The organism is Paraburkholderia pallida (assembly GCF_004524855.1).
GTDB classification, from domain to species: domain Bacteria; phylum Pseudomonadota; class Gammaproteobacteria; order Burkholderiales; family Burkholderiaceae; genus Paraburkholderia; species Paraburkholderia oxyphila.
Genome location: NZ_CP038151.1, coordinates 832,259 through 857,214 on the forward strand (window position 1 = coordinate 832,259; position 24,956 = coordinate 857,214).

Sequence of the window (24,956 nt, forward strand, 5' to 3'; positions counted from 1 at the left end):
TTGTGCTGGCTGTCGAGTCCCCTATTCTCTTGCAAAACGGAAAATTGGCGCGGATGTTGGGCCCGGGGCATTCAGCAGGCGCGGGGCGCTCGCGGCGCGCAAAGCGTAGCGGACGGGTTGCCGGCCGCCGCCCGTCCAACTCCCCGCCCTTGCCGTCCTATGCCTCAAGGCCGCTCCAGCGCCGCCATCGCCCTCACGATCACCAGCAGCACCGAAAGGCTCACGCCGCTCGTCGCGCGAAACTCCGCGAGCAGGCGTCCATAGCGCTCGAGCGCAGCCTCGTGCTGCTCGCACCAGGCATCCACGAGCGTTTGCGCATCGTCCGTATCGGGGGCCTGCGCGAGGGCGTTGGTGGTCAGCGCACGCTTGAGGCGCGCGACCTCCGCAAGCGCTGCCGCACGCGCCATCGTGTCCCAATGCGTGGGGGTCGGCAGTGCCGCCGCGCGCTCGCCGATCCAGCCGTAGTTCAGTCGCGTGTCCAGCGCGAAATACGCTGCCGCCACATGTTCGAGCGGACGATCGCAGGCGGCCGCCACATCGGCAATATCCAGCAGTGCGATGGAAGTCTCGCCACTCGCCACGCGCACGGCCAACGCGCTTTCCACGCCGGCGTTCACGAGTTCGGCCTGACGCGCCGACAACGCTTCGAGATCGGCAGCGGGCAGCAACGCCGGCAATTGCGGCGCGAGCCGCTGTGCCGCGTCGCGGCAACGCGCGAGCAGCGTGCCGCCGTCGTCGACGGCGCCCGACTGCAGGTGCCGCAGGAACCAGAGCGCCGCGCGTTCGAGCAGCCGCGCGACATCGACGAACATGCGCGCCTGCACGTCGTCGGGCACGCGGTTGTCGAGCGCGTCGATGTCGCGCCACACGTCGTTCAGGTCGAACACGTCGCGCGCCATGATGCAGGCGCGCACGATATCGCCGGGTTGCGCGTCCGTTTCCTCCATCAGACGATGCACGAACGCGCAGCCCACGCGATTCACGAGCGCGTTCGTCAGATGCGTCGCGAGGATCTCGCGGCGCAGCGGGTGGCGCTGCATCGGCTCGCTGAAGCGCTGCTGCAGCGGCTTCGGGAAATAGTCGATCAGCAAGTGCGCGACGAGCGGGTCTTCCGGCACATCCGATTCGAGCAGCGCATCGTAGAGCCACATCTTGCTGTAGGCGAGCAGCACGGCGCGCTCCGGCGACGTGAGGCCGAGCTTACCGCTCTGGCGCTCGGCGATTTCCTCGTCGGTCGGCAGGAATTCGATCGCGCGGTTCAGGCGGCCCGCGCGTTCTAGCCAGCGCATGAGCCGCGTCTCTGCGTCGAGCAGTTCCGCGCTGTAGCGGCCCGCAATCGAGAGCGCCTGGGTCTGGTAGTAGTTGTCGCTCAGCACGAGCAGCCCGACTTCGTCCGTCATGTCGGCGAGCAGCATGTTGCGCTGCTTCATCGTCATCTCGCCATCGGCCACCACGAGGCCCAGCAGGATCTTGATGTTGACTTCGTGATCCGAGCAGTCGACGCCCGCGGAATTGTCGATGGCGTCGGTATTGATGCGTCCACCGCGCTGCGCGAACTCGATACGGCCGAACTGCGTGACGCCCAGGTTGCCGCCCTCGCCCACCACCTTGCAGCGCAAGTCGGCACCGTTCACGCGCACGGCGTCGCTGGCCTTGTCGCCAACCTGCGCATTGGTCTCGTGCACGGCTTTCACATAGGTGCCGATGCCGCCGTTGTAAAGCAGATCGACAGGCGCGAGCAAGATCGCGCGGATCAACTCGTTGGGCGTGAGCGCGGCCGCATCGATGCCGAGCGCACTCTGCACGGCGGGCGAAAGCGGGATCGTCTTCACGGTGCGCGGGAACACGCCGCCGCCCGCCGAGATGGCCGCGGGGTCGTAGTCGGCCCAGCTCGAGCGTTCGAGCGCGAAGAGCCGGCTGCGTTCCGCGAAGCTCGTCGCCGGGTCGGGGTTGGGATCGAGAAAGATATGCCGATGATCGAACGCCGCCACCAGCTTGATATGCGGCGAAAGCAGCATGCCGTTGCCGAACACGTCGCCCGACATGTCGCCGACGCCGACCACGGTGAAATCGGTCGCCTGCGTGTCGACGCCCATTTCGCGGAAGTGCCGCTTGACCGATTCCCAGGCGCCGCGCGCGGTAATCGCCATCTTCTTGTGGTCGTAGCCCACCGAGCCGCCCGAGGCAAAAGCGTCGTCGAGCCAGAAGCCATATTCGCTCGAGATCGCGTTCGCGTAGTCGGAGAAGGTGGCCGTGCCCTTGTCCGCTGCCACCACCAGATACGGGTCGTCCGGATCGTGGCGCACCACGTCGGGCGGCGGCACGATCACGTTGTTCACGAGGTTATCGGTGAGATCGAGCAGACCGCGCAGGAAGGTCTGATAGCACGCGATGCCTTCGCGCATCCACGTTTCGCGATCGGTGGGTGGCGGCGGATTCTTCACCACGAAGCCGCCCTTCGAGCCCACCGGCACGATCACCACATTCTTCACCATCTGCGCTTTCATGAGGCCGAGCACTTCGGTGCGGAAATCCTCGCGCCGGTCGGACCAGCGCAGGCCGCCGCGCGCGACGCGTCCGCCGCGCAGGTGCACGCCTTCCACGCGAGGCGAGTAGACCCAGATCTCGAACATCGGCTTGGGCTCGGGCAGCCCCGGCACTTTGGCCGGATTGAACTTGAACGACAGCGACGGGAGCAGCCCGCCATCCGCATCGCGCCGGAAATAGTTCGTGCGCTGCGTGGCGTTGATCACGCCGAGGAACTGCCGGAGAATGCGGTCTTCGTCGAGATTGGGCACCTGGTCGAGTGCGCTTTCGATGGCCTTGAGCGCGCGCTCCGTGCGCGCCTCGCGCCCCTCGCCCAGTTCGCCCACGGCCGGGTCGAAGCGGATCAGAAACAGCTCGACGAACTGGCGCGCGATGGCGGGGTTGCCGGTCAGGGCGCGCTCGATATAAGCGTCGCTGAACGTCGAGCCCACCTGGCGCAGGTACTTCGCATACGCGCGCAGGATCGTAACTTCGCGCGCGCTCAGATACGCGCGCAGCACGAGGCGGTTAAAGTCGTCGTTCTCGATACGCGCGCTCCACACGGCCTCGAATGCGTCTTCGAACAGGTCCTTCACGCGTTCGATGTCGAACTCCGCGTCGTCGGCGAGCTCGAGTCCGAAATCGTGCACCCATGCGCTCTCGCAGCCTGGCGCCTCGATAACGTACGGCCGCTCTTCGTCCACGCGCACGCCAAGATGCTCGAGCATTGGCAGGCTGCGCGACAAGGCAATGGCCTCACCCGTGCAATACACCTTGAAGCGAAACGCGCGCGGCCCGGCTTCAATAGGCCGATAGAGATTCATCGCGATGCGCCGCGTGCCCTGCACGCGCTCGATGAGCTCGATGTCGCGCACCGCCGTGCGCGCCGGATAGTCGTCGCGATAGCCCGCGGGAAACGAGTCGGCGTAGCGATGCAGGAGCCGCGTGCCCTGCTCTTCGCCGAACGCGTCGAGCAAGGCATCGGCGAGATCGTCCTGCCAGCGCCGCGTGACCTGCACGAGCCGCGCCTCCAGCTCGCGGGTGTCGACGTCGGGCATCTCGCCCGATTTCGCATGGACAACGAAATGAATGCGCGCGAGCGCCGACTCGGACAGCAGCGGCGTGAATTCCACCGACTCGCCGTTGAAGGCCTCCATCAGCAGACGGGCGATGCGGCGGCGCAGATCCGTGTTGTACTTGTCGCGCGAAACGTATACGAGGCAGGACACGAAGCGGCCGAAGCGGTCGCGCCGCACGAACAGGCGCGTGCGCTGATGCTCCTGCAAGCGCAATACGCCCATCGCGACATCGAAGAGCTCGTCTTCGTCGGCCTGGAAGAGCTCGTCGCGCGGCCAGGTTTCGAGCACCGTCACGAGCGACTTGCCGAGGTGCCCCTTGGGCAGGAAGCCTGCACGCCGCACAATGTTCGCGCACTTGCGGCGCACGATGGGGATCTCCGCGCTCGAGACCATATAGGCCGTGGAGGTGTAGAGACCGACGAAGCGCCGCTCGCCGCACACTTTGCCGTCCGGCCCCACGAGCTTCACGCCCACGTAGTCGAGGTAGCCGGGGCGATGCACGGTCGCGCGCGAATTCGCCTTGGTCAGGAAGATGGGCCACGCGCCGGTGATGATCTCGGTTGCAGCGCTCGGCAGCGGCGTGATGTCGGGCGCGCCGGGCGCGCGCAGCGACTCGCGCAGGATGCCAAGGCCCGAGCCCTCCACGCCGCGCAGCGCAAATCCGTCGCCGTGCTCGACGAGCGCGTAGTCGCGCTGGCCAAGGAACGTGAAATGGTCGGCCGCCATCCATTCGAGGAATGCGCGCGATTCGACGTCTTCGGCGCTGCTTTCGCGCGCCTTCATGGTCTTGATCGTGCCGCGCGCCACCTCGACGATCTTCGGCCAGTCTTCGACCGCCGCGCGCACGTCGCCTAGCACCTTGGCGATAGCGTCGCGCAGCTCCTCCAGTTTTGCTGCATCGCCGCAGCGGTCGACCTCGAAATGAATGAACGAGGCGAGTTGCGACTGCCCTTCATCGGCGCCCACCCCGCCCACGTCCGTGCGCACGATGGTGCCGTCCTGGCCGCGCCAGAGCCGGAACACCGGGTGCATGACCGAATGCAGCGCGAGGCCGAGCTTGTTGACGGCCATCGAGACCGAATCGACGAGAAACGGCATGTCGTCGTTGACGATCTCGATCACGGTGTGGTCCGAATGCCAGCCGTGCTGCTCGAGGATCGGGTTGTAGACCCGCATGCGCTCGGCGCCCGGGACGAAGCGCTGCGCCGTCTGCCAGTGCGCCATGGCGGCGCCGTAGAGATCGGCGATGCTGCGGCTGCGCAGGTCTTCGGCATCGACGAAGTCGTAGTAATGCCGCAGAAAGGGTTCGACGATCTGGAAGGTGGGCTCGGGTAATCGCGCACGCGCGAATTCCACGACGTCGGAAAGCAGATGGGTGACGAATTCCTCGTTTCTCACTTGCATGGCGGACTCCAGGAAGGACGGCCATGGACTGCATCGGCGGGAGGTTCATTATGCACCGGCGAGGTGACAGAAAGGGGGCTGCATGTGCACGTTTCCGGGCCGCCGAACGGCACGGTCTCCCGCACCGCAGCATTTTCCTCGTCGCACTTGCGGCTCTTTCGCCTCCCCGCATTTTGTGATTTCCGGGGTCGAAACATGGTTGCGCGGATAAGACAATTTGCGGTCCGAATTGTCTTTACTTCCCTCGATTGATTCGTATACTGCGGCCGTAAAGTCGAATCTGCCGGGATGCCGAGCACAGGCCTCCCGGTTCTTTGGAGAGAGACGGTGGATTCGGTTAGCAATGCGATGAAAGTGATGCTGCGTGCAACGACGGTGTGTGTGGCGCTATGGGTTTGCTCGCTCGCTCAAGCGCAGGAAGTGGGCACCGCGGGCGGCGCGCTGAGCGGCGCATTTTTTAACGGTGCGAGCCTCGCGGCCAAGGCCGCGCACAACGTTCTCGACAGCGCCAGGATCGACAACATCGCCGTCCCCCAACTCGATTCCGCCGGGAAAGCACCGCCGCCGCGCGTGATGCCTTTCTTCGATGGCGGCTATGGGCACAGACGGCCCGCGATCGGGCTCAATTTCTCGTTCGATCTGGGCGAGGCAAACAGCAGCCCGCCAGTTTCGTCACACGCATAGATTGGGTGGGCACGATGGTCCGGCACTCGCCACGCAAGTCCGCCAGGTCCAGCGCCTAAAACCGGTCTATCATGCCGAGCTGCACGCCCCGCACCGTCGCCCCCGGCCATGATGGCTGAAGACCCGTGACGTTCACGCCGCGCAGGGTCATTTCTCCTTGCCCGCGGTTGCGCAGCCAGCCTGCGCTCGCATACAGCAGCACGCGCGCGGAGAGGTCGTACTCGCAGGCCGCGCTGAACTGGTCGGCGTTGTTGTCGCCACCGGAACGGTCGCGCATATACGTGTAGCCCAGCGAGGCGCGAAAGCGCGCGCTCACCGCATAACGCGCCGAGACCGAGACACCGTCGTTGTGATAACGCGGCGTGCCGCCGTCACCGTTGAAGAACGAGAGAAAGCCCGTGATCGCGCCGTACACGTACGAAACGCCGCCGAGATTCGCGCGCAGCGCGCCATTGCCGTGCGTCTGCTGATGCGCGTACGAAATGCGGAACGGGCCGCTGGCATACGCGAAGGTCTCGATGTTGCCTGCGATGCCGTTGCCGTCCGCATCGCTCGCGTCGCGCAGCGCGGTCATCAGCGTCGTCGAAAAGCCATGAAATTCGGGCGACAGGTAAGTGATTGCGTTGCTCTCGTACGGTGTGATCTTCGAGAGATTGTCGAGCCCCGAAGCGATCGTGCCCGCGCCGAACGCGTCGAGCCCGCCCTTGAACGGGATGTAGATGGGCGAGTATTGGCGGCCCATGCGCAGCGTGCCGTAAGGCGTGCCCACGCCGACCCACGCCTGGCGGTTGAAGATCGTATTACTCACGGCATATGTGCCGTCGTTCGAGCCGAAACCGTTCTCAAGGTCGAAAAGGATCTTCACGCCGTTGCCGATGTCTTCGGCGCCGAGCAAGCCCATGCGCGAGCCGCGATATGCGCCCGAGTCCATGCGCGCGACGTAGCCCGCGCCCGGGTTGGTGACTTCGATGCTCGTGTCGAGCGCGCCGTAGAGCGTGACGGCGCTTTGCGCATGCGCGTCCATCGCGTGCGCCGCCAGCGCGAGGAACATGGCGAGCGTGACCAGTGCGCCTCGCGGCGCACTCCATCCACATGAGCAGGCACAAAACCGCACGCGTTACTGCGGCAACGCGTAGGCGATCACGTAGTCGCCGAGCTTCGTGCCGAACGAGCCATGCCCGCCCGCGGCGATCACGACGTACTGCCGCCCGTCGACCGAATAGGTCATCGGCGTGGCCTGGCCGCCTGCGGGCAGACGGGCTCGCCAGATTTCCTTGCCGGTGTTCACGTCGAACGCGCGGAGATAGTTGTCGGCCGTCGCGCCGATGAACGCCACGCCGCCGGACGTCACGATCGGGCCGCCCAGCATCGGCATGCCCATCTTGAACGGCAGCGGAATCGGCGAGCTGTCATGCACGGTGCCGATGCGCTTCTTCCACACGATCTCGTTGGTCTTCAGGTCGATTGCCGCCATATAGCCCCATGCCGGCTGCTTGCACGGCAGCCCGAACGGCGAGAGGAACGGGTTGAGCGTCACGCCATAGGGCACGCCGTATTGCGGCTGGATGCCCGACTCCGTGCCGCTCCCCTTGGCGCCCGGTTCCGGCTCGATCGGATTGCCCGGTCCGCGCGGGATCAGCCGCGAGACGAACGGCAGCGCGATCGGATTGGCGATGGCGATCTGCCGGTCCGTGTCGATGGCAATGCCGCCCCACTCGAACATGCCGAGGTTGCCAGGGAACACGAGCGTGCCTTGCAGCGAAGGCGGCGTGAACGTGCCTTCGTAGCGCAGCTTGTGGAACATCACGCGGCACACGAGCTGGTCGTACATCGTGGCGCCCCACATATCGGCATCGGTGAGCAGATTCTTCGGGCGGAACGTGAGCTCGGAGAACGGTTGCGTCGGCGAGACGCGGTCGCCGGGCGCCGCGCCCTGCGGCACCGGCATTTCGGGCGCCGGCACGACGAGCGCACCGGTGCGGCGGTCGAGCACGAACAGGTTGCCCGTCTTCGCGGGGCCGTACACGACCGGCACGGTGTTGCCGTCCTTGTCGGTGATGTCGGCGAGCGTCGGCTGCGAGGGCATGTCCATGTCCCACAGGTCATGGTGCGCGGTCTGGTAGAACCAGGCGAGCTTGCCCGTGGACGCATGCAGCGCCAGGATGCCGCTCGCGTAGCGCTCCATGAGCGGCGTGCGGTCGCCGCCCCAGATGTCCGGCGTCTTCACGCCCATCGGCAAATAAACGATGTCGAGCTTCGCATCGTAGGCGCCGGGCGCCCACGAGTTCGGCGAATTCCACGTGTAGTGCTCGCCCGGACCAGGGATCTTGTTCGGATCCTCAGCGCCCGTATCGAACACCCAGAGCAGCTTGCCCGTGCGCACGTCGAAGCCGCGGATCACGCCCGAGGGCTCGCGCGTCGAGAAGTTGTCCTCGACCGCGCCCGCCACGATGATCACCGTGTTCGTGACGACCGGCGGCGAGGTGGGCTCGTACATGCCCGGCGTGGTCACGGGCATGGCGTGCTGGAGGTCGAGATCGCCGTTGTTGCCGAAGCCCGCGCAGCGCTCGCCGGTGATCGCGTCGAGCGCGTAGAGGTGGCCGTCGTTCACAGGCAGCAGGATGCGGCGCGTGCAGGCGCCGTTCGCCGATGTCGCGGCCGATGCCGCCGAGGTGGCGTCGCTCGCGGGCGCTGCGGCCTGCGTGGACGAAGCGGCTGTGTCGCTGGGAGGCGCTGCGGCTTGCATAGAGGACGCAGCGGCGGCATCCGATGCGGCAGCGCTCACGTCCGAAGCCGCACCGGCAACATCGCTTGCGGCCGCAGCAGGTTCCGCCGGCGCCGCATTCGCCGAGAGATCGACATAGGACACGCCGCGGCAAGTCACGTGCTGAAACGACGGGTCGGCCTGCAGCTTCGGATCGAACTTCCACTTGAGCTCGCCCGTCTGCGCGTCGAGCGCGAACAGCTTCTGGTGCGGCGAGCACAGATAAAGCAGATTGCCGATCTTGAGCGGCGTGACTTCATTGGTGATTTCGACCGGATCGTTCGGGCCTTTCGTGTCGCCGGTGCGGAAGGTCCATGCGACCTGCAGGTTCTTCACATTTTCCGGCGTGATCTGCTGCAGCGGCGAATAGCGCGTGCCTTCCTGCGTGCGGCCGTAGGCGGGCCAGTCGGCGGCATCGACACCGTCGGGGTTCGCAGCAGGCGTCGTGCCCGCCGACGCGCCGAATGTGCCGTTCACCGTCTGCGGATCGTGGTAGCACGCGTAGACCAGCACGCCCGCCCAGATCACGAGTGCGCCCAGCAGCGCGCTCACGCCAAGCGTCTTCGCACCCTGGAGCCGCCAGCTCACGAGCAGCAGCAGCCACACGCCGAAGACAACCAGCACGCCAGAGCGCGGCGCGAGCGCCCAGAAGTCGGGCCCCGACTCCCAGAGCGACCAGATCGCCGTGCCGACCAGCACGAGCGCATAGAGCACGAGCGCGCTGGGGCTGCGCCGGTACAACTGCAACGTCACGACGAGCAGCACGACGCCGGTCACGACGTAGTACGCGGAGCCGCCGAGCGAGAGCAGCCATGCGCCGCCTGCCAGCAGATAGAGCGCGGTAAGCGCGGTGAATACCACCGTGATGCCGCCGATGAATCCTGTCGATGTCGACGATGCCGATTGTCTGGACATGATGATCTCAACCTTCGTGTGAGGACGCTGCTTTCATCAACGGAAATCAGAACACGTGCATCATGCCGATGTACGCTCCGGTCTGCGACTCGCCGGCCATCGGGCTCGTGGGCGAGCTCGAATCGCGCGGCGTGGCGAACACCGAGAAGGTGCCGGCCTTGCTGTTGTTCACGTAGGCCACCGTGCCGTAGAGAAACGTGCGCGCGCTCAGGTTGTAAGTGGTGCCAAGCGCGTACAGCATGGCGTGACTCGACGGATCGTGCGCGGCGTCGCCGCCGCCCTCGCCCACGTGAATATAGAAGCCCGCGGCCGTCACGGCCCATCGCTGCGTGGCCTGGTAAGTCGCGCCCAGCCAGTAGTGGTCGGCGCTGTCCGCCACGCCAACAGGCGAATCGGGCGCCGCGTAATGCGTATAGGCCGCCTGGATCTTGAACTTCTCCACCCGCAAATTGCCGCCCACGAAATACTCGCGCGAAGCGGTGAAGATGTTGGAGAGGCGGCCGTTCTGGTCGCGTAGCTCGTCGTAGATGCCGCGCATGTCGAAGAGCGGCGAGTGATACGAGAGCATGATGCCGTCCGAGCGGCCGAACTCGCCCGGCGCACCGCTATTCCAGGCGCCCGGCTGATTGCCGAAGGCATATTGCCCCTGCACGTCGAAGCCGTGCCAGACAGGGCTGTGATACTCGACGTTGTTGCTGGTCTGCTGCCAGTTGCGCCCACGCACGAGTGAAGCCGACGACACGGCCTCCTGCACGAACGGATCGAATTCCCACACGCCGTCACTGTCGATGAAGAGATTGCGGCCCGCCTGCAACTGGCCCCACGTCTCATTCTTCAGACCCACATAGGCGCGGCGTGAAAAGAGCCGCCCACCGCCCGTGGTGCCGTTCATGATCTGCAGCGCGGTTTCGAGGTCGAACAACGCGCTAGTGCCGCCGCCCAGGTCCTCGGTGCCCTTGAAGCCCAGCATGCTGGTGCCCCAGTCGCCGCCTTCGGCGCTCCATCGGCTCGAACTGCCGCCCGTGCCGTTGGCGATGTGGTTCAGGTATTCGATGCCGCCGTCGACGCGGCCGTACAGCGTGACGCTCGATTGCGCCGAGGCAGCCGTGCTGGCGGCGAGCAGGACGCACGCGCCCAGTTGTTTTTTCACGTCAGCTCCCAGGTGGATTCTTGTTTCGGTATCCGTGCCGTCGAGCCTTGCTACGCCACGGGGCGATTCATCCAGTACCGCTGGGCATGCTCCACGCGGCCGCCCGGCGGCAACGCATCGTCCGATGCGTACCCGCCTGGGTAGACTGCGTCTGAAAAATATAGCGCGTCATCGAGAATGGTGCTTTTCCCATGCCTCCCGGGGCGTTGCCGTAGCGCCGCAACCTAGCGGGCGCGCGGACGCGGTGCGCATGCACCTCATTGAGGCGTTCGCTGCTCTCCCCCATGGAAGCTTCATGGCACTGTGCGCAATTCGGTGCGATCTGTGCCCTTGGTTCGCCCGCTGAATGCCACTGTTGCTTTCCTGGGCGCGGTATGACTTTCAGGCTGATTGGTTCGCCATGATGGAATGCCAAGTTCACGACGCTTCAGGTTAGCCGACTTGGTGCAGCATCCCACCTGTTTGGCCACTTGCGCATCGGACAGGGTGCCGAGCAAGGCGATGGCATCGTCCGACCACGTGTGCTGCGCACGGGAGATGCGAAGCTCCTGCCGCTTCTTGTGAACGGCCGTATTCGACACGCCGATCCGGGCCGCGACTTCTGCGTCGGTTATCTTGCCGAGCAAAGCGATTTCAGCGGCGCTCCACTCGCGAGGCCCGCGCGTGGACGGGATGCCAAGCGCGCACCGTTTCACGCGCACGACGTATTCCGATACACCCAGTTTGCGCGCTGCCGCGGCATCGGACATGGTGCCAAGCAAGGCAATATCCTTTTCGCGCCAGGTGTCACGCGACGGCGCCGGAGCGATTCGCAGGCTGCGCCGTTTCTGCGTGACGGTATACGCGCTCAATCCGATCTGCCTGGCCAGGTCCTCGTCGGGCAATGTGCCAAGCAAGGCAAGCTGGCCCGGGGTCCACTTGTGACAGCCCGCATTGCCCTGTGCGCGTGCCGAAGCAATACCCAGCTCGTGCCGCTTCAGGTTGACCGCCTTCGTCGTCAAGCCTACGCGTCTGGCCACTTCCGCGTCGGAGACTACGCCAAACAGGGCGACCTCCTCAGCGGTCCATGTGTGTTGCACGCGTGTCGATGGAATGCCGAGTGCCCAGCGCTTTTTCTGTACCGTGGTAAGGGTGACGCCCAAGCGCTTTGCCATGTTCGCATCGGGCACGGTCCCAAGCATGGCGATCGCCTCGTCTGTCCATGCGCAGCGCTTCGGGCTCTCTTCGACGCCTGATCCATATCGCCGCACGCGTATGCCAGGCGACAGACACGGAACGCCTTTCGAGGGCGCCGCGAGTTGCCCGATAACCTGATCGAAGCGCCTCATCGGCTGCGCATTGACCACCAGCCCCTGCCTGGTGCGTTTGCTATGCGAAGGAATTCCTAGCTCATGCCGCTTCTTCCAGACAGCGAAGGACGTGACGCCGATTTGCTGCGCAATGGCTGCGTCCGCCTTCGTGCCCAGCAGGGTAATGTGTTCGTCCGTCCAATGAGCTTTCAGGTAGCCCTGCTTGAGCGCCGAAGGGATCCCGCGCCGCTTGCGCGCCTTGAAAACGGTCAGGAGACAGACGCCAAGTCGTTGCGCGACTTCGGCGTCGGGCATCGTGCCAAGCAGTGCGACTGCATCCGTTGTCCAGTCGTGGCCATGGCGCCTTTCACCGCGAATGGACGAGATACGCAGCTTGCGGCGCTTCGCCGTGACTGTCGACTGCGGTATGCCGAAGCGCTCCGCAATTTCACGGTCGCGATACTTGCCAAGCATGGCGAGAATCTCCGCGCTCCATTCGTGATGGACACAGGTACGCACCGATGGAATACCGAGCTCGAGCCGCTTTCGGTTGACGGTTGCTGCGTTCGAACCAATGCGCCGCGCGACTTCGACATCGGGCATCGTGCCGAGCAGTGCGAGCTCGTTCTTTGTCCACGTGCGGGCCTGCTTTCCCCTGGATTTGGCGACTCTGTCCGAAGTGATTCGCCGTTCATATACGCCTGCCCTGGCGTTGCTCGCACGGCGCGGCATTCTCTCACGGTCCGTCGCCGATGCGGCATGGTCGATTTGTGAAATCGTATGTTCGAATCGCCGGTTCATTTGGCCTCGCCGCCGTGGTCGAAGACGTCGCCAAGGCGCGCTGCCTCACCTCCTGATGCTGCGTCCTGCATGTGCCGTAACCTCCGTTGCTTAGGAACAGGTGGAGCAATTGCGATTCATTGCCCGGTTCGGCATCTTGTTTTGCAGGCTTTTTGTGATCTACGGGAAAACTCTTAATTAGGTTCATCATTCCGCGCCATGACTGTCAGAATGGTCAGAAATAGTTAATCAATTTGATATTCCGCAATGAGTGCAATGACGCAGAGCCAGGCTAGAATCGACGTTTCATCACTCATCTCACTGCCATGACAACTGCACTGCTTGTCATCGATTTCCAGCAAGGACTCGTGTCCGTCGATCCGTTGCCAGGCAGCGCGACCATGGTGACCGCCAACATCAACGTGCTGATTCAGCGCGCCCGCGAAGCGGGGGCGCCCGTGGTATTCATCCAGCACGAAGACGACGAACTCGTGCATGGCGAACCGGCATGGGAGATAGCGGGAGATTTACGCGTGGAGCCGCAAGACCATAGGGTCGGCAAGCGCACGCCCGATTCCTTCCTGAACACGGAATTGGGATCGATACTGGAGCGGCACGGTGTGAAGCACGTGGTCGTGTGTGGATATGCGAGCGAGTTTTGCGTCGATACGACCGTGCGCCGCGCAGCGGCCAACGGCTATGCCGTCACGCTTGCCGCCGACGCGCACACGACCCACGACAAGCAACACGCGTCGGCGGTTATGATTCGCGAGCATCACAACCAGACGCTCTCGAACATCCGCAGCTTCGGCCCGCGAATTGCCGCCGTGCCTGCCGAAACCATCGCTTTCGGTGCATAGGCACAGATCGCATCGGGAGGGGCGGCGCACGGCTCTGCCGCTTTTTATCGGCTTTATCTGCGTTCAGGCGGTGTTGATCACGCTACTGCGTATTGTGCTGGTCGCCCGTGGAATCCGCTCGCGTTTGCGAGCGCTTCACGCCTTCGCGCGTATGGAACACGGGCAGGCGCCAGCCGAAGTACAACGACGCTAGCCGCAGCGCCACGCAAGCCAGCGTCGCGACCCACGGCGTCCAGAACGACGACCAGTCATTCGCAGTGAGCACGACCTGCAACGCCGCACCCAGCAGCGCTGCAGACGCATAGATTTCGCGCTCGAGAATCGCGGGCACGCGCGAGAGCAGGATGTCGCGCAGCACGCCGCCGCCCACCGCGCTCACCATGCCGAGCAGGATCGCCGTCTCCGCACTGTCGGTCCAGACCCATGCCTTTTGCGCACCAGCCACCGCGAAGAGTCCTAGCCCGATCGCGTCGAAGAACAGCACCGGATGGCGCAGCCGCCGCACCTGCGGATAGGCCGCAATGGTGAGCGCCGCCGCGAGCAGCGACACTGCCAGATAAGCCCAGTTCGAGAGTCCGGCAGGCGGAATCGCGCCGATGCTGACATCGCGCACGATGCCGCCGCCGCACGCCACCATGAAGGTCACCACGATAATGCCGAACAGATCGAGCCGCCGCTGCCGCGCGGCCACGGCGCCCGAGATCGCGAACGCGAAAGTGCCGATCAGATCGAGAACCGTGTACGCCGTGTGGACGTTCATATGCGCGCTCACGTGCGCGCCCAGTGCTGCACTCACGCTGCCTCGCTTTTCTGCCCGGTTTTGTGTCCGTTTGCAGATTCGCTGGTTTGAAGTTCGCCTTCGCTGTCAAGCCATGCGCCGGCCGCGCACAGCATCGCCTCGAGTCCCGTACGCAGCGTCGTGTCGATGACGGGCGCGAAGCGCGGCGAGTGATTGCTCGGAATCTCGTTGATCTTCTTCGCCGCCCGGGCTTGCGCGAACACCTCGGGGTCGGTGCCGCCGACGAACCAGAACGCGTAAGGCACGCCCCATTCGCGCCCGAACACGCTGAAGTCTTCGCTGGCCGCGGCGGGTTGCGTTTCGTAGGCCCGCTCGCCGAAAACCGCTTCGAATGCGGTGCGCAGGCGCGCGGTGGTGGCGTCGTCGTTCTCGGTGAGCGGAAAGCTCGAGAGCGTGGTGAACTCGGGATCGCGGGGCGCGTTCGAAGCCGCGCATTCCGCGCAGCAGATGCGGCGGATCGCACCGAGCATGTATTCGCGCACATCTTCGTCGAAGGTCCGCATGTTGAGCTTGAGCGTGGCGTCGTCGGGGATGATGTTTTCCTTCGTGCCCGCCTGCAGCGCGCCGATCGTCAGCACGGCGCTGTCGCGCGGCGAGATCTCGCGCGAGACGATGGTCTGCAACCGCAGCGTGGTGGAAGCGGCCATGATCACGGGATCGATCGAGGTCTGCGGCTGCGAACCGTGCGAGCCGCGGCCGAAGAGCTTGACCTTGAGGCTGTCGCCAGCCGAGAGGATCGTGCCGCTGCGATACCCCACCGTGCCAGCCGGGCCCACCATCACATGCTGGCCGAGAATGACATCGGGCTTTGGAAAGCGCGCGATCATGCCATCGTCGATCATGCTGCGCGCGCCGCGCCCTACTTCCTCGCCAGGCTGGAACACGGCCATCAGGGTCCCGCGCCAGGCGTCGCGGTGCGTCGCCATGAGCCGCGCCGCGCCCATTAACCAGGTCACATGCATGTCATGGCCGCAGGCATGCGCGACACCCACCTGCACGCCGTCCTCGTCTTTCGTGCTGACCTGGCTCGCATAGGGCAGACCCGTTGCCTCGGTCACGGGCAGCGCGTCCATGTCGGCGCGCAGCATCACCACCGGCCCCTCGCCGTTGCGCAGCAGCGCCACCACACCGGTCACGCCGACTTCGCGCACGACTTCGAAGCCGAGCTTCTCCACGTAATCGGCGACGATTTGCGCGGTGCGGAACTCCTGCATCGAGAGTTCGGGGTGCGCGTGCAGATCCTTGTAGATCGCTTCGAGCTCAGGCAAAAGCGCGTCGATGTCGGGCGCGAACGATTCGACCAGATTGGTCATGGTTGACTCCTTGTTGCCGGCATGAGGCGCTACAGCGGGCAATGGTGGGTTGAGCGCGCGGCTTGCGCAATGCACAGGTTTGCGCGCCTGGGAGGCCGTCATGTCAGGTTGCGCCGGTGGCGCTTTCCAGCAGGCTATCCGAAAGTTTTTCCAGCAGGCGGTCCAGCGTCTTGCGCTCATCGAGCGTGAGCGCGGCCGAGAGATCGGCTTCGAGCGCGGCCCCGACCTTGGCCGTAGCCTGCGCCACCTTGACGCCTTCGGGCGTGCCGCTCAGCGCGACGCTGCGGCGGTCTTGCGCATGCGTGTCGCGGCCGATCAGCCCACGCGCCTCCAGTTCGGCCAGCGTCTTCGAAAGCAGGGTTTTTTCGATCAAGGCGCGCTGCGAGACGGCTTTCGGCGTGATGCCGGTCTCGGCGCAAACGAGCCGCAGCACGCGCAGCGCGCGCACGTCGAGGCCCCAGCGCTCGCGGTAGACCGCGTTGGCGCGCTCGCTCAAGAGCGCGCTCGCGAGATCGAGCCTGAAGGTGAGAAATCCGGAATAGAGAACGGTGGACAAGCGCGCACTCCCATGGCGTGCGCCGGCAGGTGCCGGCGACGCATGGGAGTATAGTTACTTAGTTGAAAATTTCAACTATTTTTGCCGCAGGTATTGATCCGGCAACGTGCGGGGTCGGATGCTCCGTGCTCGTGGTTTCGCGTCATTTCCGAAGCAGGCTCATGCCAGCTTGGCGCGACCACTTCCATCTCAGCAACGCGTGCGCGCCAAGGCCGAACAGCAGTCCCCAAAAGGCCGCGCCCAAGCCGAACAGCGACATGCCCGACGCCGACACGATAAACGTGACCAGTGCGGCGTCGCGCTCGCCCGCATCGGCCATCGACGCGGCCAAAGCACTCGCGATAGTCGGGAACAGGGCAAGGCCGGCAAGCGCGGCAATGAGTTCGCGTGGCAGCATCGCGAAGAGCGAAAGCACCGTTGTGGCGATTACACCGAGCGCGATATACAACAAGCCGCCCGATACACCGGCGATGTAGCGCTTTGCCGGATCTTCATGCGCCTCATGGCCCGTGCAAATCGCCGCGGTGATCGCGGCCAGATTCAGGCCATGGCAGCCAAACGGCGCGAGCACGGCGGACGCCGCGGATGACCACGCAATGACCGGCCCCGCTGTGGGTTTCGTGTAGCCTGCGTTGCGCATGACCGCCATGCCCGGCACCCATTGCCCCGTGAGCGCCACCACGACCAAGGGCAGCGAAATGTTGACGATGGCCTGCCAGTCGAAGCGCGGCGTGGTCCAGACCGGGCTCGTGAATTGCAGTGACGGCACCTGCCCGGTGAGCTTGCCACCCGCAACCGAGACCAACGCACCGACAATGAGCACGCCGACCACGGCATAGCGCGGGAACGCTCGGCGGCCGACAAAGAAGGCAATGAACATCGCGCCCACCAGCACCGGTTGCGCGGGCAACACAACGAACATCTTCGCCGTGAAGCCGAACAGGATGCCCGCCAGCATCGCTGCCGAAATGCCAGCCGGCAGTCTGGAAACGATCTTGTCGAAGGTTCCGGTGATGCCCACAAGGCAAATCACGAGGCTTGCCGCGAGATACGCACCGACTGCCGCCGCATAGTCCACCGTCGGCAGCAGCGTGATCAGCAGCGCCGAGCCCGGCGCCGACCACGCAATGACCACCGGCACCTTGTAGCGCAACGACAGCACGATGCCGAGCACGCCCGAGCCCACCGCGATCGACCAAACCCATGATTCAAGCAGCGCATGGGGCAAGCCTTGCGCCGCCTGGAACACGATGACGAGCGGCCCGGCGAACGAGATCAGCGTGGCGATACAGCCGGCCAGCAGGGCCGGCAGCGAGCAATCTTTGACCCACTGGCGCAAGGCGTTCATAGGTCAGCCGTTGTCTCCACCCGCAACCGGCAATACGGCGCCGGTGATGTAGCTGGCCTCGTCCGAGGCGAGAAAGAGGATCGGCGCAATCTGCTCGTCGAGCGTGCCGTAGCGTTTGAAGAACGTCGACTCGGTGACTTGCTTCACCGCTTCGTTCATCCACGCCTTTTCCTGCTCGCTGTCCCCGGCAGCATTGCGCGCAACGCGTCGGGGAGGCGCGCTGGTGCCGCCCGGCGCACTGGCGACCACACGAATATTGTGCTCCGCGTATTCCATCGCCAGCGCCTGCGTCAGCGCGTTGACACCGCCCTTGGCCGCCGAGTACGGGACGCGACGAATACCGCGCGTGGCATTCGACGATACGTTGACGATGGTCCCGCCGCCGCGCGCGAGCAGATGCGGCAGCACCGCGTGACACGTGTACAGCGTGGGCATCAACGAGCGGCGAATTTCGGCGTCGATCTGCGCGGGCTCGAATTCGGCGAACGGACGCATGCGAATTGCGCCGCCCACGCCGTTGATCAGAATGTCGATGCCGCCAAACTTCCGGGTAGCGAACGCCATCGCCGCCTGGGCGCCCTCGTACGTCTCCAGATCGGCGACGAATCCCGCGGTCTCGGCGCCCTGCGCTTCTGCGGCCACTTCTGCAACGAAATCGGCGCGATCGACAAACAGCACCTTGCCGCCTTCGGCGGCCGCACGCAGCGCCACGCCACGGCCAATGCCCTGCGCCGCGCCGGTGACGACGATGACCTTGCCTGTGAATCGTTGCATGATCAAGCCGCCTTCGCCGGTGCGTTAGGAGTGAACTTCTCGTAGTGGAAGCTGTTCGGCTTCACGCCCTCGTCGTCGAAATACTTGCGCACGGCGTCGACCATCGGCGGCGGGCCGCACAGGTAGACATCGACGTCGCCGTCGTTCAGCGCATTGGCCGGGATGTGCTGCGTCACCCAGCCCTTGCGCGGATGGCTCGATTGCTCTTCGGCCACTACGGTGGCAAAGCTGAAATTCGGCAGCTTCGCCGTGTACGCCTCGACCTCTTCCACCTGCACGAGATCGAGATCGCGCGTGACGCCATAGATCAGATGCACCTTCTGCTGCGAATTCGTGCGCGCCAGCACTTCGAGCATCGAAAGGAACGGCGCGAGGCCCGTGCCGCCGGCGAGGAACAGCAGCGGCCGCTGCACGTCGCGCAGGTAGAAGCTGCCGAGCGGGCCGTGCAATTCCAGCTTTTCGCCCGGCTGCGCGGCTTCCAGCCAGGTGCTCATCACACCGCCGGGGATTTTCTTGATCAGGAAGCTGATCTTCGCTTCGCCCGGCGCCGACGAGAACGAATACGAACGATGCTGGCCGCTGCCGGGCACGTCGATATTCACATACTGGCCGGGCAGGAACACCGGAGCGTTCGCATCCACATCCATTTCGAGCACGACAGCGGCGTCGTTGTGCTGCTCGACTTTCGACACGGTGGCGGCGAACTTGCTGTGACCTGTCTTGCATGCGGTCGACGACGTGGGAATAGCGATCACGCAATCGCTTTGCGGCACCATCTGGCAGGTCAGCACGAGACCGCCATCTTTTTCGTCCTCGGTCAGCGCGTCCTCGATGTAGTCGTCGCCGAGATCGTAGCTGCCGCTTTCCGCGCGGCATTTGCAGGTACCACAAACGCCATCGGAGCAATCCATCGGCAGATTGATCTTGGCCCGAAAGGCAGCGTCGAGGACCTTCTCACCCGCCTTACAGTCGATGAAACGGGTAACGCCGTCTTCGAAATTCAGTGCAATTTTGAAACTGGACATGGGAACCTCCTCCGCTGCCTCTGATGCCTGGTGGCTGCGACGTCAAACGTGGTAGACGTCGAGAACCTGCCGGATATAGTCGTTCTTCAGGACGATCTTCTTGTATGCAATCAACAAGTCGTCGCCAGCCTTACGCAAGGTCACGAACATCGTGCCGAAGTATTGGTCGTTCACCCTGTAGCGGTGGCTGAGCGTGTGAAAGTTGTAGCGCACGTCCACTTCTTCCGCGCGCTCGGCCAGCACTTCCACATTCGTGACGTTGTGGCTCGTGCGCGGCTCGGGCGTCGAAGCGCCGCTGCGCTCGGTCTTGATGCGAAAGACACGATCCTCGAGCCCGCCTTTGTCCGGGTAGTACATCAGCGAGATCTGGCTTTCGTGGTCGTCGGTCAGTTGGTCGTCGTCGTCCCATGCGGGCATCCAGTAGGTGACGTCGTCGGCATAGCAGGCCAGCCATTCGTCCCACTGGCGGTCATCGAGCAGGCGCGCTTCACGGTACAGCGCGGCGCAAATTTTCTGGTAATCGAAGCTCATGCCAGCGCCCCTTCCTGTTCCTTTTTCAGCGCGTCACGCATCACGCGCACCCAGTATTCGTGCTGACACACGAACAAGCCTTCGTCTTCGCTGCGCTCGCCCGAAATGAGCGGCTTCAGCCCCATCTTTTTCGCGTTCTCGTCCGCGCCTTCGACCCACAGCGGCGCACCGCGCGACAAGTCGTTCCAGAGCGCGGTCGTGCCGGCGTAGCCGTTCTGGCAGGCGCGGAACTCTTCCAGGTCGTCGGCCGTGCCCATGCCGGAGACGTTGAAGAAGTCTTCATACTGGCGAATGCGCGTCGCGCGGTCGGCGGCGCTTTCGCCCTTCGGCGCGAAGCAGAAGATGGAGACTTCGGTCTTGTCCACGCTGATCGGCCGCACCACGCGAATCTGCGTGCTGAACTGGTCCATCAGGAACACATTCGGATACAGGCAGAGGTTGCGAGTCTGGTTGACGATGAAGTCCGCCTTCACCTCGCCCACGCGTGCCTGGATTTCATCGCGCTGGCGATAGACCGGCCGCACTTCGGGGTTCATCGTCTGGGTCCAAAGCAGGATGTGGCCGTGTTCGAAGCCATAGACGCCGGCCACCGACTTGCTCCAGCTGTTCGCATCCACTGCCTGCGTGCCCTCTTCCTTGCGGCGCCCCATCGTGGCGGCGTAGTTCCAGTGAACGGTGCTGACGTGGTAACCGTCGCAGCCATTCTCCATCTGCATCTTCCAGTTGCCTTCGTAGACATACGAGGAATTGCCGCGCAGCACTTCGAGTCCCTCGGGCGCCTGGTCGACGATCTGGTCGATGATCACGCGGGCTTCGCCAAGGTAGTCCTCGAGCGGCGCGACATCGGCATTGAGACTGCCGAAGAGGAAACCGCGATAGTTCTGGAAGCGCGCGACTTTCTTCAGGTCGTGCGACCCCTCGGTATTGAATTGCACAGGGTATTCGGTGGTCTTCTCGTCCTTCACCTTCAGCAGCTTGCCGGTATTGGAGAAGGTCCAGCCGTGGAACGGGCAGGTGAAGCTGCCCTTGTTGCCATGCTTGCGCCGGCACAGCATCGCCCCCTTGTGCGCACAGGCATTGATGACGGCGCGCAGCTCGCCCGTCTTGTCACGCGTGATGACCACGGGTTGGCGACCGATCCACGTCGTGTAGTAGTCGTTGTTGTTCGGAATCTGGCTTTCGTGCGCGAGATACACCCAGTTCTTTTCGAAGATGTGCTTCATCTCCAGTTCGAACAAATCGGCGTTGGTGAAGATATCGCGACGGCAACGGAAGATACCGGCCTCTTTGTCGTCCTGCACCGCGGTGGCGAGCAGGTGATCCAGTTCGTTGGCTTTGTCGATAATGGCGGACATATTTCCTCTCCGTAGACGCGAGCTGGGCCCTGCACAGAATTCGCGCACCGGTATCGATTGATGCTTGGGGGATCCCGCTTTGGCGGCGGCGCTACCTGGCCGCCGCCCTGGCGGGCGTTGAGGGCGCGTAGTGGCCTGTTACGCCTCGGCTGAAACGCGCGGGCGGTTGACGATCTGGTTGTCCTTGCCCTGCACCAGCGTGGTCAGAGCAACGTTGAATTCGATGTCCTTGTACGTGTCGGCCTTCAGGCCCAACGCCGTACCACCGGTCTTTTCCGTGACAGCAGGAATCAGCTCCTCGCGGGTGGCGTAGGCGAAGTCGTCCCAAATCAGCGGATCGCCTTCGATATTGAATTGCGTGGTGAGCTTGCGGTGGCTGTCGCTGGTGACGAAGAAGTGCACGTGTGCGGGACGGTTGCCATGGCGGGCGATCTCATCCAGCAGTTGCTGCGTCGCGCCTTGCGGAGGACAGCCGTAGCCCACCGGCATCAGCGTGCGGAATTCGTACTTGCCGTCTGCGCCGGTCTTCACCGCGCCACGCAGGTTGAAATCGCTTTGAGCGCCCGTGGGGTCGAAGTGCGAATAGAAGCCCTTCGAATTGGCATGCCAGCACTCCACCACGGCACCCGCGACCGGCTTGCCGTCCGGACCGGTCACCGTGCCGTGGATGACGAGCGGGCCCGCGTCTGCGTCGGCATTGATGTCGATCTTCGACACGCCGTCGCGCAGCGGGGCGCCGGCGACATACAGCGGGCCTTCGATGGTGCGCGGCGTACCGCCTTCGATGCCGACCGCCTTGTCTGCTGCGTCCATGCGGATGTCGAGGTACTTCTCGAGACCCAGGCCCGCAGCGAGGAGCGCGGCTTCGCCGTCCTTGCCGAGCTTGTTCAGGTAGTTGATGCCGGCCCAGACTTCATCGGGCGTGATGTCGAGATCGTCGATGGCCTTGAACAGGTCGCCCAGCAGACGATTGAGAACCTGTTTGAAGCGGGGGTTACCGCCCGCGCCGCCGAGATTGGTGGCTGCTTTCAGCAGATCCTGGACTTCCTTGCTGTCGAATACCTTCGCGCTCATGGCTACTGTCTCCACTTCGTTATCTGCGGGGAAAAATGTCTCGGGTTTCTCTCGCCGCCACAAACCGGAGTTCTCATGCTCCGAAGGTATAATGAAATGCGGCGATTGCTGTGAGAGAAGCATAGTTGGGCAGCGACAGGCGCGTCCAACACTGATTTAGTATCAGGACCATATCCAGCAGGTATAAACATGGAGCTGAGACACCTGCGCTACTTCGTGGCCGTGGCCGAAGAGCGCAATTTCACGCGCGCCGCCCAGCGGCTGCACATCGCGCAGCCGCCGCTTTCGCGGCAAATCCAGCAGCTCGAGGAGATGCTGGGCGTGCAACTCTTCGAGCGCGACTCGCGCCCGCTCAAGCTCACCGACACCGGCCGCTTCTTCTATCAGCACGCGGTGCAACTGCTCGCGCAGACCGCCGAGCTCGAGTCCATGACGCGGCGCGTGGGCAAGATCGAGCGCAGTCTTTCGGTGGGTTTCGTCGCCTCGACCCTTTACGGCATGCTGCCGAAAATCATCCGGCGTTATCGTCAGGAGAATGCCGCGGTCGAACTGAGCCTCGTCGAAATGACGACGATGGAGCAGATCAAGGCCCTCAAGGAGGGTCGCATCGACGTAGGGTTCGGCCGCATTCGTCTGGAGGATCCGAGTATCCGCCGCGTGGTGCTGCGCGAGGAGCGCCTGATCGTTGCGCTGCCGCTCGGGCACCCGCTCATCGAGGCCAAGGAGCTGCTTTCGCTGCGCGAGCTCGTCAACGAGACCCTCATCATTTACCCGAAGCACCCGCGCCCCAGTTACGCCGACCAGGTGCTCGCGGCCTTTCACGATCGAGCGCTCGAACCGCAGCGCATTTACGAGGCACGCGAGCTGCAGATCGCGCTCGGCCTCGTGGCGGCGGGCGAAGGCATTTCGATCGTGCCGAGCAGCGTCTATGGCCTCAAGCGCGACGACGTCGAATACAAGGATCTCGACGACGCGAAGCTCGTCTCGCCCATCATCATGAGCATGCGCATGCTCGACGAATCCGAGGACGTGCGCCGCATGCTCGATCTCATCTACGTGCTCTACGAGGAAGGCAAGATGGAGCACCTCGCGCCGCCTGAGCGCTGAGCGAGCACCGACCAGCACCCGGCGGCACCATACCCGGCGAGTATCGATTTAGACATTTTCGGTGTTGGACACGCCGATCGAACGGCCTGCATACTCGGCTCAAATCACTCGACCCAATCTGCCAGGTATGAACGCAACCGTAAGCTCCGTTGAAGCGATCCTCGTGGATCTGCCGACCATTCGCGCCCACCAGCTCGCGATGGCCACCATGCAGCAGCAGACGCTCGTCATCGTCAGGTTGCGCTGCAGCGACGGCATCGAAGGCATCGGCGAGGCCACCACCATCGGTGGCCTCTCGTATGGCGACGAAAGCCCCGAAGGCATCAAGCTCACCATCGACACCTATCTCGCACCCGCGCTCAAAGGTGTGGACGCAACCAATGTGCACGCGGCCATGGCCCGGCTCGACAAGGTCGCGCGCGGCAACCGCTTCGCGAAGTGCGCGCTGGAAACGGCGCTGCTCGACGCGCAGGGCAAGCGCCTGGGCGTCTCGCTCTCCACGCTTCTGGGCGGCGCGGTGCGCACCGCCTTGCCCACGCTGTGGACGCTCGCGAGCGGCGACACGCAGCGTGATATCGAGGAAGCGGAGCGCTGGCTCGGCGAGCGCCGACACGACACGTTCAAGCTCAAGATCGGCCGGCGCAGCGTGCGCGAAGACGTGGCGCACGTGTCGGCTATCAAGCGCGCACTGGGCGACCGTGCCCGCGTGACCGTGGACGTCAATCAGGCCTGGAACGAAGCCGAGGCCGCAACCGGCATCGCCATGCTCGAAGCGGCCGGCATCGACCTGATCGAGCAGCCGGTGCCGCGCGAGCAGCGCGCGGCGCTCGCGCGGCTTGCTGCGCGTTTCGTCGTGCCGATCATGGCCGACGAAACGCTGATGGGGCCCGAGGACGCCATCGACCTCGTGCGCGGCGCGTGCGCCGACGTGTTCGCGCTGAAGATCATGAAGTCGGGCGGCCTCTACGGCACGCTGCGCACCGCCGCCGTGGGCGACGCGGGCGGCATGGCGCTCTACGGCGGCACGATGCTCGAAGGCAGCGTGGGCACGCTCGCGGCAGCGCATTGCTTCGCGACGCTGCCGAGGCTTGCGTGGGGCACGGAGCTGTTCGGGCCGCTGCTCGTGAAGGACGACATCGTGGTCGAGCGGCCCGCGTATCGCGACTTCTGCCTGCATCTGCCGGATGGCCCCGGGCTTGGCGTCGCGCTCGACGAAGACAAGCTCGCGCATTATCGTCGCGACAAGCCGCGTGCTAGCGTCGCGGCTTCCTGATTACTTTAATTGACTGAGGATCGAACGATGCTGTTTCTGGTACGTATGGATGTGCACATCCCCACCGACATGCCCGCCGCGCAAGCCGAGGAGATCAAGGCGCGCGAAAAGGCCTACTCGCAGGATCTGCAGCGACAAGGCAAGTGGCAGGCGCTCTATCGCGTGGTGGGCGAATACGCGAACTACAGCGTCTTCGACGTGGAGTCGAACGACGAGCTGCACACGCTGCTTTCCGGACTGCCGCTCTTCCCGTACATGAAGATGCACGTCACGCCGCTCGCGAAGCATCCTTCTTCTATCCGCTGATTTCCCCGTTCGCTGCGTGCCTGCAGCTTAACGAGCGCGGCGGC

The 24,956-nt window shown here is 64.3% G+C and carries 19 protein-coding genes; 5 read left to right on the forward strand and 14 right to left on the reverse strand.

Going from position 1 to position 24,956, the window contains the following annotated elements; translation table 11 throughout:
- Positions 1-164: 164 nt before the first annotated feature.
- Positions 165-5,009 (reverse strand): NAD-glutamate dehydrogenase, encoded by a 4,845-nt coding sequence (locus E1956_RS38555; RefSeq protein ID WP_134758586.1) that lies wholly within the window; start codon positions 5,007-5,009, stop codon positions 165-167.
- A gap of 288 nt (positions 5,010-5,297) precedes the next feature.
- Here E1956_RS38555 and E1956_RS38560 point away from each other — a divergent pair, with 288 nt between their 5' ends.
- On the forward strand, positions 5,298-5,693 hold the full coding sequence (locus E1956_RS38560) for a hypothetical protein (protein ID WP_134758587.1): 396 nt from the start codon (positions 5,298-5,300) through the stop codon (positions 5,691-5,693).
- Between the two features lie 55 nt (positions 5,694-5,748).
- On the opposite strand, the gene E1956_RS38565 is transcribed toward E1956_RS38560, so the two are convergent.
- The 4 genes from E1956_RS38565 to E1956_RS38580 form a co-directional block, all read right to left on the reverse strand.
- A complete protein-coding gene (locus E1956_RS38565) occupies positions 5,749-6,744 on the reverse strand; it encodes a porin (RefSeq protein WP_134758588.1) in 996 nt (331 codons plus the stop codon).
- A 66-nt stretch (positions 6,745-6,810) separates the two neighbouring features.
- On the reverse strand, positions 6,811-9,372 hold the full coding sequence (locus tag E1956_RS38570; protein WP_134758589.1) for a glucose/quinate/shikimate family membrane-bound PQQ-dependent dehydrogenase: 2,562 nt from the start codon (positions 9,370-9,372) through the stop codon (positions 6,811-6,813).
- A 46-nt stretch (positions 9,373-9,418) separates the two neighbouring features.
- Positions 9,419-10,522: a porin gene (locus E1956_RS38575; protein WP_134758590.1), complete on the reverse strand. Its 1,104-nt coding sequence runs from the start codon at positions 10,520-10,522 to the stop codon at positions 9,419-9,421.
- Between the two features lie 293 nt (positions 10,523-10,815).
- Positions 10,816-12,612 carry a hypothetical protein gene (locus E1956_RS38580; protein ID WP_134758591.1) on the reverse strand — a complete coding sequence of 599 codons (1,797 nt, stop codon included), beginning with the start codon at positions 12,610-12,612 and terminating at the stop codon, positions 10,816-10,818.
- 305 nt (positions 12,613-12,917) lie between these two features.
- Between E1956_RS38580 and E1956_RS38585 the strand changes: the two genes are divergently transcribed.
- Positions 12,918-13,451: a cysteine hydrolase family protein gene (locus tag E1956_RS38585; RefSeq protein ID WP_134758592.1), complete on the forward strand. Its 534-nt coding sequence runs from the start codon at positions 12,918-12,920 to the stop codon at positions 13,449-13,451.
- Positions 13,452-13,533: 82 nt separating this feature from the next.
- Here E1956_RS38585 and E1956_RS38590 read toward each other — a convergent pair whose 3' ends face one another.
- The 9 genes from E1956_RS38590 to catA form a co-directional block, all read right to left on the reverse strand.
- On the reverse strand, positions 13,534-14,211 hold the full coding sequence (locus tag E1956_RS38590) for a trimeric intracellular cation channel family protein (protein ID WP_134759638.1): 678 nt from the start codon (positions 14,209-14,211) through the stop codon (positions 13,534-13,536).
- A 32-nt stretch (positions 14,212-14,243) separates the two neighbouring features.
- Positions 14,244-15,563: a M20 family metallopeptidase gene (locus tag E1956_RS38595; protein WP_134758593.1), complete on the reverse strand. Its 1,320-nt coding sequence runs from the start codon at positions 15,561-15,563 to the stop codon at positions 14,244-14,246.
- Positions 15,564-15,666: 103 nt separating this feature from the next.
- A complete protein-coding gene (locus tag E1956_RS38600; protein WP_134758594.1) occupies positions 15,667-16,119 on the reverse strand; it encodes a MarR family winged helix-turn-helix transcriptional regulator in 453 nt (150 codons plus the stop codon).
- A 142-nt stretch (positions 16,120-16,261) separates the two neighbouring features.
- Positions 16,262-17,467: a benzoate/H(+) symporter BenE family transporter gene (locus E1956_RS38605; protein ID WP_134758595.1), complete on the reverse strand. Its 1,206-nt coding sequence runs from the start codon at positions 17,465-17,467 to the stop codon at positions 16,262-16,264.
- Positions 17,468-17,470: 3 nt separating this feature from the next.
- Positions 17,471-18,241: a benzoate diol dehydrogenase BenD gene (benD, locus tag E1956_RS38610; protein WP_197733016.1), complete on the reverse strand. Its 771-nt coding sequence runs from the start codon at positions 18,239-18,241 to the stop codon at positions 17,471-17,473.
- A gap of 2 nt (positions 18,242-18,243) precedes the next feature.
- Positions 18,244-19,266: a benzoate 1,2-dioxygenase electron transfer component BenC gene (gene benC / locus E1956_RS38615; protein WP_028217460.1), complete on the reverse strand. Its 1,023-nt coding sequence runs from the start codon at positions 19,264-19,266 to the stop codon at positions 18,244-18,246.
- A gap of 42 nt (positions 19,267-19,308) precedes the next feature.
- Complete coding sequence (gene benB, locus E1956_RS38620; protein WP_134758597.1) at positions 19,309-19,797, reverse strand: benzoate 1,2-dioxygenase small subunit; 489 nt, start codon at positions 19,795-19,797, stop codon at positions 19,309-19,311.
- The gene (locus E1956_RS38625; RefSeq protein ID WP_134758598.1) at positions 19,794-21,152 is read right to left on the reverse strand and encodes a Rieske 2Fe-2S domain-containing protein; all 1,359 of its coding nucleotides are present in this window, start codon (positions 21,150-21,152) and stop codon (positions 19,794-19,796) included. Before E1956_RS38625 ends, benB begins: the two co-directional genes overlap by 4 nt.
- A gap of 138 nt (positions 21,153-21,290) precedes the next feature.
- A complete protein-coding gene (gene catA / locus E1956_RS38630) occupies positions 21,291-22,226 on the reverse strand; it encodes a catechol 1,2-dioxygenase (RefSeq protein WP_134758599.1) in 936 nt (311 codons plus the stop codon).
- Between the two features lie 189 nt (positions 22,227-22,415).
- Between catA and E1956_RS38635 the strand changes: the two genes are divergently transcribed.
- The 3 genes from E1956_RS38635 (at position 22,416) to catC (ending at position 24,912) form a co-directional block, all read left to right on the forward strand.
- Positions 22,416-23,333, forward strand: a complete 918-nt coding sequence (locus tag E1956_RS38635; RefSeq protein ID WP_134758600.1) for a LysR family transcriptional regulator — start codon at positions 22,416-22,418, stop codon at positions 23,331-23,333.
- Between the two features lie 127 nt (positions 23,334-23,460).
- Positions 23,461-24,606, forward strand: coding sequence for a muconate/chloromuconate family cycloisomerase (locus tag E1956_RS38640; protein WP_134758601.1), 1,146 nt, complete (start codon positions 23,461-23,463; stop codon positions 24,604-24,606).
- A 27-nt stretch (positions 24,607-24,633) separates the two neighbouring features.
- Positions 24,634-24,912, forward strand: a complete 279-nt coding sequence (gene catC, locus E1956_RS38645; RefSeq protein WP_028217466.1) for a muconolactone Delta-isomerase — start codon at positions 24,634-24,636, stop codon at positions 24,910-24,912.
- Positions 24,913-24,956: the final 44 nt, after the last annotated feature.

What these genes read in the sequence shown, in the direction of transcription:
- E1956_RS38605 (WP_134758595.1), bottom strand. Translation starts at nt 17,467, where the DNA reads ATGAACGCCTTGCGCCAGTGGGTCAAAGATTGCTCGCTGCCGGCCCTG.
- E1956_RS38580 (WP_134758591.1), bottom strand. Translation starts at nt 12,612, where the DNA reads ATGAACCGGCGATTCGAACATACGATTTCACAAATCGACCATGCCGCA.
- benD (WP_197733016.1), bottom strand. Translation starts at nt 18,241, where the DNA reads ATGCAACGATTCACAGGCAAGGTCATCGTCGTCACCGGCGCGGCGCAG.
- E1956_RS38555 (WP_134758586.1), bottom strand. Translation starts at nt 5,009, where the DNA reads ATGCAAGTGAGAAACGAGGAATTCGTCACCCATCTGCTTTCCGACGTC.
- benC (WP_028217460.1), bottom strand. Translation starts at nt 19,266, where the DNA reads ATGTCCAGTTTCAAAATTGCACTGAATTTCGAAGACGGCGTTACCCGT.
- catC (WP_028217466.1), top strand. Translation starts at nt 24,634, where the DNA reads ATGCTGTTTCTGGTACGTATGGATGTGCACATCCCCACCGACATGCCC.
- E1956_RS38640 (WP_134758601.1), top strand. Translation starts at nt 23,461, where the DNA reads ATGAACGCAACCGTAAGCTCCGTTGAAGCGATCCTCGTGGATCTGCCG.
- E1956_RS38585 (WP_134758592.1), top strand. Translation starts at nt 12,918, where the DNA reads ATGACAACTGCACTGCTTGTCATCGATTTCCAGCAAGGACTCGTGTCC.
- E1956_RS38595 (WP_134758593.1), bottom strand. Translation starts at nt 15,563, where the DNA reads ATGACCAATCTGGTCGAATCGTTCGCGCCCGACATCGACGCGCTTTTG.
- benB (WP_134758597.1), bottom strand. Translation starts at nt 19,797, where the DNA reads ATGAGCTTCGATTACCAGAAAATTTGCGCCGCGCTGTACCGTGAAGCG.
- E1956_RS38560 (WP_134758587.1), top strand. Translation starts at nt 5,298, where the DNA reads ATGCCGAGCACAGGCCTCCCGGTTCTTTGGAGAGAGACGGTGGATTCG.
- E1956_RS38635 (WP_134758600.1), top strand. Translation starts at nt 22,416, where the DNA reads ATGGAGCTGAGACACCTGCGCTACTTCGTGGCCGTGGCCGAAGAGCGC.
- catA (WP_134758599.1), bottom strand. Translation starts at nt 22,226, where the DNA reads ATGAGCGCGAAGGTATTCGACAGCAAGGAAGTCCAGGATCTGCTGAAA.
- E1956_RS38590 (WP_134759638.1), bottom strand. Translation starts at nt 14,211, where the DNA reads ATGAACGTCCACACGGCGTACACGGTTCTCGATCTGATCGGCACTTTC.
- E1956_RS38565 (WP_134758588.1), bottom strand. Translation starts at nt 6,744, where the DNA reads ATGTTCCTCGCGCTGGCGGCGCACGCGATGGACGCGCATGCGCAAAGC.
- E1956_RS38570 (WP_134758589.1), bottom strand. Translation starts at nt 9,372, where the DNA reads ATGTCCAGACAATCGGCATCGTCGACATCGACAGGATTCATCGGCGGC.
- E1956_RS38625 (WP_134758598.1), bottom strand. Translation starts at nt 21,152, where the DNA reads ATGTCCGCCATTATCGACAAAGCCAACGAACTGGATCACCTGCTCGCC.